This window comes from Oscillibacter sp. CU971 (genome assembly GCF_905219725.1).
Lineage (GTDB): Bacteria > Bacillota > Clostridia > Oscillospirales > Oscillospiraceae > Oscillibacter.
Genome location: NZ_CAJMXG010000147.1, coordinates 1 through 7,468, shown reverse-complemented (window position 1 = coordinate 7,468; position 7,468 = coordinate 1). Strand labels below are relative to the sequence as shown.

At 56.0% G+C, this 7,468-nt stretch carries 5 protein-coding genes and 2 pseudogenes; 5 read left to right on the top strand and 2 right to left on the bottom strand.

Annotated elements, in window-relative coordinates; genetic code table 11:
- Together JX325_RS10560 and JX325_RS10555 are read left to right on the top strand one after the other, a co-directional pair.
- Positions 1–801, top strand: a pseudogene (locus JX325_RS10560) (deoxyguanosinetriphosphate triphosphohydrolase); the annotation flags it as partial.
- A 341-nt stretch (positions 802–1,142) separates the two neighbouring features.
- Positions 1,143–1,342, top strand: a pseudogene (locus JX325_RS10555) (transposase); the annotation flags it as partial.
- 1,032 nt (positions 1,343–2,374) lie between these two features.
- Here the strand turns inward: JX325_RS10555 and JX325_RS10550 are convergent.
- Together JX325_RS10550 and JX325_RS10545 are read right to left on the bottom strand one after the other, a co-directional pair.
- Entirely contained in the window at positions 2,375–2,752 is a 378-nt protein-coding gene (locus tag JX325_RS10550; RefSeq protein WP_204791097.1) for a hypothetical protein, read from the bottom strand.
- Between the two features lie 684 nt (positions 2,753–3,436).
- Positions 3,437–4,006 carry a glycerol-3-phosphate responsive antiterminator gene (locus JX325_RS10545; RefSeq protein ID WP_204791096.1) on the bottom strand — a complete coding sequence of 190 codons (570 nt, stop codon included), beginning with the start codon at positions 4,004–4,006 and terminating at the stop codon, positions 3,437–3,439.
- 485 nt (positions 4,007–4,491) lie between these two features.
- Between JX325_RS10545 and JX325_RS10540 the strand changes: the two genes are divergently transcribed.
- The 3 genes from JX325_RS10540 to JX325_RS10530 form a co-directional block, all read left to right on the top strand.
- The gene (locus JX325_RS10540; RefSeq protein WP_204791095.1) at positions 4,492–5,337 is read left to right on the top strand and encodes an ABC transporter permease; all 846 of its coding nucleotides are present in this window, start codon (positions 4,492–4,494) and stop codon (positions 5,335–5,337) included.
- Between the two features lie 24 nt (positions 5,338–5,361).
- Positions 5,362–6,327, top strand: coding sequence for an ABC transporter ATP-binding protein (locus JX325_RS10535; protein ID WP_204791094.1), 966 nt, complete (start codon positions 5,362–5,364; stop codon positions 6,325–6,327).
- An 87-nt stretch (positions 6,328–6,414) separates the two neighbouring features.
- The coding region (locus JX325_RS10530; RefSeq protein WP_204791093.1) for an extracellular solute-binding protein at positions 6,415–7,468 on the top strand (1,054 nt) is incomplete at its 3' end.

Here is a 7,468-nt window from a genome sequence, read left to right as displayed (position 1 = left end):
TTTGACCGGCTGGGAGATGACGGGCAAAAGTTTATCTATGATGACGATTATGAAATTCTGCAAAAGGTGGTTCGGGATCACGGTGTAACCCCTCGAACACTGGATGTTCAGATTGTGGACATAGCAGATGAGATTGCCTATGCGGTTCATGATCTAGAGGACGGTCTGCGCGCGAGGGCGTACACAATTGATGAAATTCTGCATGATTTTCGAGAAAAGTACGGGAAAGATCATGAAGGGTGTTACCGCAAGCTGGAAAGCATCGTGAGCGGGGTCCGCCGTCAGATGGAATCCGGAAGCAGTATCATTGAATCTTCCCAATATTCTAAGCTATTCCGGCAGGAGCTATCTTCCCGGCTTATCAATTTAGCCATTAATGATATTGGATTGGTCCCGGTGAGCCGGGAGATGGCCGCAAAAACCGGAACAAAGTATGGTTCCGAGATTGGGTTTACCAACTATGAAGGGTTAATCCACGGGCTCAAAGACATTGTATTCAAGTGCATTAATCACAATGATGATGTTTATCACTATGAACAAAGAGGCTGGCAAGTAATTCGGTTTTTAACGGATCTGTATACCAATGAAGTGATGTACCTTCCACCAGAGTATAGGGCGGAGGAACTGATGAAGCAGTACAAGAGCCTGAAGACAAAGGATACAGACCGTTTGCAGCAACGATTGGTCTGCGATTATATCGCAGGTATGATGGATTCCTATGCGATTTCAATCTATGAGAAATATTCAGGTAGACGGTTTGACGATATGGACATGCTCCGAAGATTTGAGGGGCGGTTATAAATAAGCTCCCGGAGGGAAACAGCTTCTATTAAGCAGAGCGGTTTACTTATGAAGCATTCGATATAGCAACATAATTGAATTCTGGCTGCTGAAAAAGCGAAAGCAAGCTCTTAAAAGGAACCTGACTTCATTTTTAAACGGCCTTACCCAATCCAACTAAATGGTTGTCAGTCATTGGGATGAATCGGCCCAGGTTGTGCAGACAGCACAAAAAGGGACCACAGGTAGGAAAGATTAGATGGTGTCGTCAATAAGAGCGTGATATAATGGTCCTCAAAGGTAAAGGAGGGCAGAAAAATGGCGATGGAACAGCGCCGACACGATATCAGCGATAGAGCATGGGAGAAAATCAGGCAATGGGTCGTACAAAAGGGGGCTCAACACCAAGATACATTTGGCCGTGGATGCGCATGGTATGCCGGCGCGATTCTTTATCAGTTCTGGTACCACAGCGGATTGCACAGCTGCAGCGCAACTGATTGCGGGATTCCGGGCAGAGTACCTTCCGGCAGACCGGGGCTATGATATAGACGCGATCATCCTCGTAGAATTGCTGAACGAACGATGGCAGACCCTCCGGGCTCCAGTGGAGGGGCCGCATATGGAGCGGCGCCATCCACGAGAGCCTCTGTGCGGTGCGCTACCGCTTCTGGCACGGGGACAACCTCCTGCTTCAGCATACGGACCCCAATGCCAGCTTTGAGTTCTCCTCAGCAAACTGATTGCCCATACATGATTTCGACACCCTGTACTGTGCCCTGTGTTTTGATCTTCTGTCCTTATCTTTTGGATATAGCCCCGTAGAATTTAAGGGCCTGCTTTGACGGAAAACTGTTGCAAAGCTTTCCTGCCAGAGTTACAATGCAGACAGCAAAAATATGAAACGCTTCCCGCTCAGCACCGGCGGAAAACCGACGGTCAGAGGCGGGAAGCGTTTCTGACCACAGAACCTACTACAGACGCAGCAGGGATACACGGAGAACAGCCTATTAAAGAGGCTTACAGATGAAGTGAACTCCAGCGGAAACGTCTAAAAGGAGCAGAAACCAGCCGAAAAAGTTTTCTGAATCTTTTCGCATCCTATGCGGCGGGCCGACCGAACGGACATTTTTTAGAGGGAATGGGTTTAGCCATGTTCCTCGCCGCTTTAGGAGCATGGGGCCTTTGTCAAACAGCTCCCCTTTCGCAGACCAGCAGAAAGCACGTGGCTTTTATTTCCAAAACCTCCTTTTGCGTCTATCTCACGCACATTTTCTTCCTACAAGCNTTCGCATGCTGGGGACTCCGGGTTCAGCATGGCCCCGCCCTCGCGGACGATCTGGGTGGCCCTGGACGGCTCGGAGACGATGCTGCCCTTAAGTAGATACTCACTGGCCACATTTTTCAGGTCACCGAAGACGTACTCGCCGTCGTCAAAGGTGGTCAGCACAACAACCTTCATGCCGGGCCAGCGTTTCTTGAACAGCCGGGTTCCCTCCACGCCGTCCATGCCGGTCCATCAGCACCACGTCCGGACGGCAGGCGGAGGCCGCACCCACCACCTCAATGCCGGGGCTGACGCTGAGAACCACCTTCAGGCTCTCCCGGAACAGCTTCTGGCCGTCCACGATATCAAGACTCGAATCATGCTTCCTCCTCCAGCGCCTCCCGGTTCCCAAAGGTCAATGAGCCCCCAGCGGCTCCAGCCGCTCCCGCATGTGCCGCAGGCCGAAGACTTCCTTAGCCTCCCCCCACCGGCCAGGCCGCCAAAGGCGCTGGGGCCGTTGAGGGCCATGAGCAAGTCCGCCTCCGGGGCCTGGCGGAGGAGTGCCTCCATCACCGGCATGGCGTTCTCAGTGTGGCCGTCGGACTTGCCGGAGGCCAGGACGGTGACGCCCTCGCGGCCCGCGAGGGCGTCCCGGAAGCCCTGAATCCGCTCCACGCCGGAGCTGGCGGAGATGTGCTCCGGCAAAATGATCCCTAGCCTCGTCCCGGACGGACATCAGGTGCTCCGCGCAGAGGACGCCGGGCTGATAGTTGTCCGAGAGGATGGAGTAAGTGTCCAGCACCTAATCTGTTATTATGAATCAATCAGCAATTTACTGTATGAAAGCAAAAACGCCTGGGTCAGGCGGCCGCGGCGGATACCTCTTTACTGAAATTCACGTCGCCACCGAAACGGCGGCGTTGGGCGGAACGCGGAAAACAGGCGGCGTCTCACCGACACCGCCTGTTTTCCACGCCGCTGTTCACTTGTTTCCGCCGCTCCCGTTTTCCGCTGTCCTTGNAAAATGATTCTTTTACCGGAACGATTGTGTTTTCTATCGCGGAACCCTTTGGAAGGGTAGGCCGTTCCGCTGTCAGGGAATCTGGCGGAACAGCATCGCCTGGCGCATCATCTGGAACCAACGCTCGTCAGAGCGGCTCCGGTTTTTGTGAAACATGTGTAAAGACATGGCAGTCATCTCCTTTTTTCATCCACGGCGAAACCGCTCTCCGTGGACTTTACCAAAGAACTGCCATTATTTTAGCGCAAATTGCCCAAAACACAAGCCTCAATATATACTAATTATCCAATAACATTCCGCTATTTTTGTACGCAATGCTGAATAGCTGGATTTCGTGGCCATAATATCCGCGCTGGCGCCGGTGGCCCTCACACGGACCATAGTCTCTCGCTGGTAGTGGACACCGCCACCGCCCCGGCGGACAAGGCCGCCACCACGTCGGNNTTGTCCAGCAGCAGCCCGCTGGCAATCAGAGGCTGGCGGACCTCCCTCACCAAGTGGCTGATGACGCTGGGAATGGCGCCGGGCAGCACGTCCACCACATCGGCATTGGAGCTCTGGCGCAGCACGTTGGCAAAGGACAGGGAGTCCAGCATGAAAAAGCGCTGTATGGTCAGAAGTCCCAGCTCCCTGGCCCGGCGAATCAGATTGGGATGGGTAGAGATGACGCCGTCGGCCTCGGTGCGGCTGGCTATGTACTCGGCGGAGATATCACGGGCGGACATCCCCTCAATCAGGTCGATGTGGATAAAGGCCAGCTTTCCGGCCTCCTTGACCCGCCGGACCAGCTCTCCGATGTTCAAAATGGTCCCATAGAGCAGGAACACCACGGTGCAGCCGGAGCTCAGGGCCCGGTCCAGACCCTCGTCGTTCTTGACGGCGGCGATAACCGGAGCGTCCTGCATAGCTTCTACAAAGAGATTCAGCTTTATCTGCATAAGCGGCCTCCCTCCCCGGCGGACAGACCGCCGCAGCAGTTTTGCGGATCGTTATCTTCTATTAGAATACAAATCTCTGGAAAAAGTAATATGTAAAATGCACAATTTTTTCGCGCCGCGCCTATGAAATATGGCGGAATTGCGTTTGAGGCCAATTTTTGACTTGCCGAAAAGGAAAATTTGTGGTACTGTTAAATAAATCAATAGTGTGTGCTTGAGAGAATGAGAGTCTGCGGTACACAAACGTCCCTTCTGCATTTATTTTTATAATGTGGAAGAAGATGTGTTGTGTAACTGTCGGCTCTTACTTTTTGCCCGCCGTTCCTCTCAGACGGAGGGAATGCGCACACGGGGACAAATCCACAGAGATAGGAGATGGTCTGGAGCAAAAGGGAACCCGAAAGGGGAGCGCCCCTTTCTTCGCCCCCACGGGGGCGGAACAGCGAACGACTCAGACGAACAAGGAAGAAGAGGTGACTCCGTATATGTTCAAAATGTTGAATCCCCGGCGCTTTTACCACGCGGTGGGCAGGAAAAAATTCCTGGAATTCCTGCTGTTGGCGGCCTTCATTCTGTTCTTTTACGGGCCTATGCTCAACATGCTGATGCTAGCCTTCGCAAACGAGTACACCGCTCCCGCGGTCCTTCCCCAGCAGTGGGGCTTTAAGTGGTGGAGCTATGTGTTCTCTCAGAACAGCCTGGTTTCCTCCATCGTGCAGTCCTTCATCGTGGCCATTGTCACCACGGCGGTGTCCATGGTGCTGTGCATCCCCGCCGCTTACTCCATCGCCCGGTTTAAATACCGGGGCAGGAAGATCTTCATGCTGTCCTTCCTGCTGACCAACGCTTTCCCCAAGCTGGGCATCTACACCTCCATCGCCGTGCTCTTCTACCGCTACGGCCTGATGGGCACCTACGCCGGCGTGGTCATCATCCACATGATCAACTCCATGATGTTCATGGTCTGGCTCCCCGCCAGCGCCTTCCGCTCGGTCCACCGCCAGCAGGAGGAGGCCGCCCGGGATGTGGGCGCGGGACCCGTCCGCACCTTCTTCAAGATCACCCTGCCCATGGCCATGCCCGGCATCGCCGTGGCAACGCTCTACACCTTCCTGGGCTCCATGGAGGAGGCCCAGGGCACCCTGCTGGTGGGCATGGCCAAGGTACAGACCATGCCGGTTGCCATGTACGGCATCGTACTGGACTCCTCGGCGGTGCAGATCGGCGCTGTGTTCGCCATTTTGCTGATTATCCCGTCCGCCCTGATGATCTTCCTGATGCGGAAGTATATCGGGCCCGAGGCCATTTCCGGCGGCTTCAAGATGAAATAACGTAGTTTGGAGGAGAAGACACTCATGAGCGAGCGCAAAATCAAACTGCAAATCAAGGATATGACCAAAAAATATGACAACGGAGACGGCGTTGAGCATATCAACCTTGATATCTACGAGGGTGAAATCGTCACCTTCCTGGGCCCTTCCGGCTGCGGTAAGACCACCATTCTGCGGACCATCGGCGGCTTTCTGGACGTGACCTCCGGGGACATCACCGTGGACGGCCAGTCCATCATCGGCATGCCCCCGGAAAAGCGGCCCACGGCCATGGTGTTCCAGAGCTACAACCTCTGGCCCCACATGACCATTTATGAAAACCTGGCCTTCNGACTGAAGCTGCGCAAGGTCCCCAAGGCAGAAATCAACGCGGACGTGAAGAAATACCTGGACCTGGTGTCCATGCCCGGCTGCGAGAAGAAGTACCCCGNCCAGCTCTCCGGCGGACAGCAGCAGCGGATTGCCATCGCCCGGTCCCTGATGCTCAAGCCCTCCCTGCTGCTGCTGGACGAACCCTTCTCCGCCCTGGACGCCAAGATCCGCCAGCAGATGCGGGAGGAGCTGAAGAAGATCCAGCAGGACCTGGGCATCACCGTTATCTTCGTCACCCACGACCAGGAGGAAGCCATGTCCCTCTCCCACCGGATCGTGGTCATGAACAAGGGCAAGTTCGAGCAGACCGGCACTCCGGCGGAAATCTACGACAAGCCCGCCACGCTGCATGTGGCCTCCTTCATCGGCGAGATGAACTTCCTGAAAAAGGACGGGAAGACCATCGCCGTCCGCCCCGAGGACCTGACGGTCACCGAGGGCTCCGGCGGCCAGTTCGACGCCACGGTCCGCACCGTCATGCTGCTGGGCCACTATGTGGTCATGACCGCCCAGCACGGGGACGACATCATCAAATGCTACATCAACCGGGAGCTCAGCGAGAAGCTGAAAGAAGGCGACCGGGTCAGCCTCACCGTGGGCAAACACACGGTGTTTTAACGCCCCATGCGCAGCTGCGCCCTCTTATCAGGGGGAATCCCCTTCTCATCCCATATACGAGCACATACTTGAAAGGAGATTACTGAAATGAAAAGAAGACTGCTCACCATGATCCTCGCCGCCGTCATGCTGGCGGCCTGCCTCACCGGCTGCGGCGGCAAGGCCGGCGATTCCGGCAATTCCGGCGACGCCGGGTCCGGCGGAAAGAAAGCCGTCAGCCTCTGGGCCACCGGCTCCGACAACGTCCGGGAGATTTTTGAAGCGCTTGTCAGCGACTTCAACACCAATTCCGAGTACGCCGGCCAGTACGAGGTCACCCTCCAGTTCATGCTCTCCGGCACCGGTGCCCAGACCCTGGCCGACATGCTGGCCGCCGCCTCCAAGGCCGGTCAGACCAACACGGACTACGACATCGTGGACCTCAGCGGCGACGACCTTTCCAAGCTGGTTTCCCTCATCGGCCAAGAGCAGTTCGTAAAGCTGGACAGCTCCAAGATTCCCAACGCCGCGTCTGTGGAAGCAAAGAGCTCCATCGCCACGGATTACTGCCAGCCCTACCGCGGCACCACCGTCATCCTGGCCTATGACTCCGCCAAGGTTCCCACCCCGCCCGCCACCATGGACGAGCTGGTGGCGTGGATGAAGGCCAACCCCGGCCGCTTCGCCTACAACACTCCCGGCACCGGCGGCGCCGGCGACTCCTTCGCCCGTTCCTCCGTGTACAACTTCCTGCCGGAGGAGGCCTTTACCTCCGACGACGAGAAGTGGATCGGCGAGTGGGACGAGGGCTTCAACTTCCTGAAGGAAATCCATCCCTACATCTATTCCTCCGGCGGCTCCGTCGTCTACCCCAACAAGAACCAGGGCACCCTGGATCTGCTGAACCAGGGCGAGATCGACATGTGCCCCAACTGGGCGGACATGGTCCTTTCTCAGCGGGCTTCCGGCGAGATTAAGGACAGCATTAAAATCACTCAGATCGACCCCGCCCTCACCGGCTCCCTCCAGTCCCTGGTCATCCCCACCTTCGGCTCCAATACCGACGGTGCTTATGCGTTCATGAACTACATGCTCTCCCCCGCCGCCCAGGAGCTGATGGTCAAGCAGATGGCCGCCATCCCCCTGATCGACGCCTCCAGAA